At 76.4% G+C, this 1,239-nt stretch carries 1 protein-coding gene; it reads right to left on the bottom strand.

Annotation, left to right across the window (positions count from 1 at the left end; translation table 11 throughout):
- Positions 1–2: 2 nt before the first annotated feature.
- Positions 3–1,239 (bottom strand): heparan-alpha-glucosaminide N-acetyltransferase domain-containing protein (locus GTW08_RS24210; protein WP_161152580.1); only part of this gene is annotated, 1,237 nt, incomplete at its 5' end.

The following is a 1,239-nucleotide window of genomic DNA, read 5'->3' as shown; positions in this document are numbered from 1 at the left end:
GGCTACGCCACCCGATCGCGGGCCCGGCCGCGGAGCCGGTCCCGGACGGCGTGCGCGGGCGCCGACACGACGGTCTCGAGGGGACCGCGCCCGACCGCGCGCCGCCAGGCGAGCCCGATCCCGACCGCGACGGCGATCTGCCAGAGGTAGCCCTCCCAGGGGCCCAGGTCGTCGAGCGGGGAGTTCATGAACAGGATCGAGCCGACGTAGAGGGTCAGCGTCATCGACCCGGCTGCGGCGAGCGGGCGCAGCAGGTGACCCAGCAGCGGACCGGCGCCGCGGACGGTGACCGAGGCCAGGAGCAGGACCGCGCCGAGCACGGCGAGTGCGGACCCGGTGGTCTGGACGACGTCGAGCGGCGTGCCCGAGTGCGGCGCGACGGTCGCCAGCCACCACCACGTCGAGGTGGGGGTGACGCCGTCGGGGTAGCCGGTGACGGCATCGGCGATCGTCGGCGCGCTGTCGAGGATCTCCGGCGGGCCCACCGCGGCGATCGCGGCGTACCCGCCGCCCGGGCCGAGCAGCCACATCGACAGCCCGGTGGCCGCCGCCGCCGCGACGACGCCGCCGGCCAGCAGCGCCGCCGCCGTGCGCCGGTCCGAGAGCCGCAGCCGTCCGACCACGATCCCGACCGCCATGTAGGCGAGCCAGACCACCGCCGGGTAGGCGCCGGTCAGGGTCAGCTCCGACAGCAGCGCGCCGGGGTCGGTGACGATGTCGAGCACCGAGGGGTTGCCGAGGTCGGGCACCGGCAGGAACGGGCGCACCAGGTGCGATCCGACCGGTATCCCGAGACCCAGCAGCACCGCGAGCGGCGCGAGGACCCGGGTCGGCAGCGCGACCAGCGGTATCGCGAGCAGGAACGCGATCGCGTAGTAGGGGAGGATGAGCGCCGCGATCGACGGGTCGGTCCAGCTCAGGGCCAGTGCCAGCACCATCAGGACGCCGGCGCGGGTGGCGAGCATCGCCGCCGTGGCGCGCAGGTCGGGGGTGCGGACCCGGGCGCGCCCGGTCATGAACGCGAACGAGACCCCGGCGAGGACGGCGAACAGCGCCGCGGAGCGGCCGCCGAACACGAGGTAGCTGGGCGTGGGGGTGCCGTCGTCGGTGGCCTCGACGAGGGCGTGCACGGCGATGATGCCGAGCAGCGCGACCCCGCGGGTGGCGTCGACGCCGAGCAGGCGCGAGGCGCGCTCGCGGGGCGGCGCGGGTTTCGGCGCGGCCGGGGGAGCCGGGTCC

The organism is Pseudonocardia sp. SID8383, from assembly GCF_009864975.1.
Taxonomy (GTDB): Bacteria; Actinomycetota; Actinomycetes; order Mycobacteriales; family Pseudonocardiaceae; genus Pseudonocardia; species Pseudonocardia alni.
The sequence above is the reverse complement of the archived record's forward strand: the minus strand, read 5'-3'. Positions and strand labels throughout refer to the sequence as shown.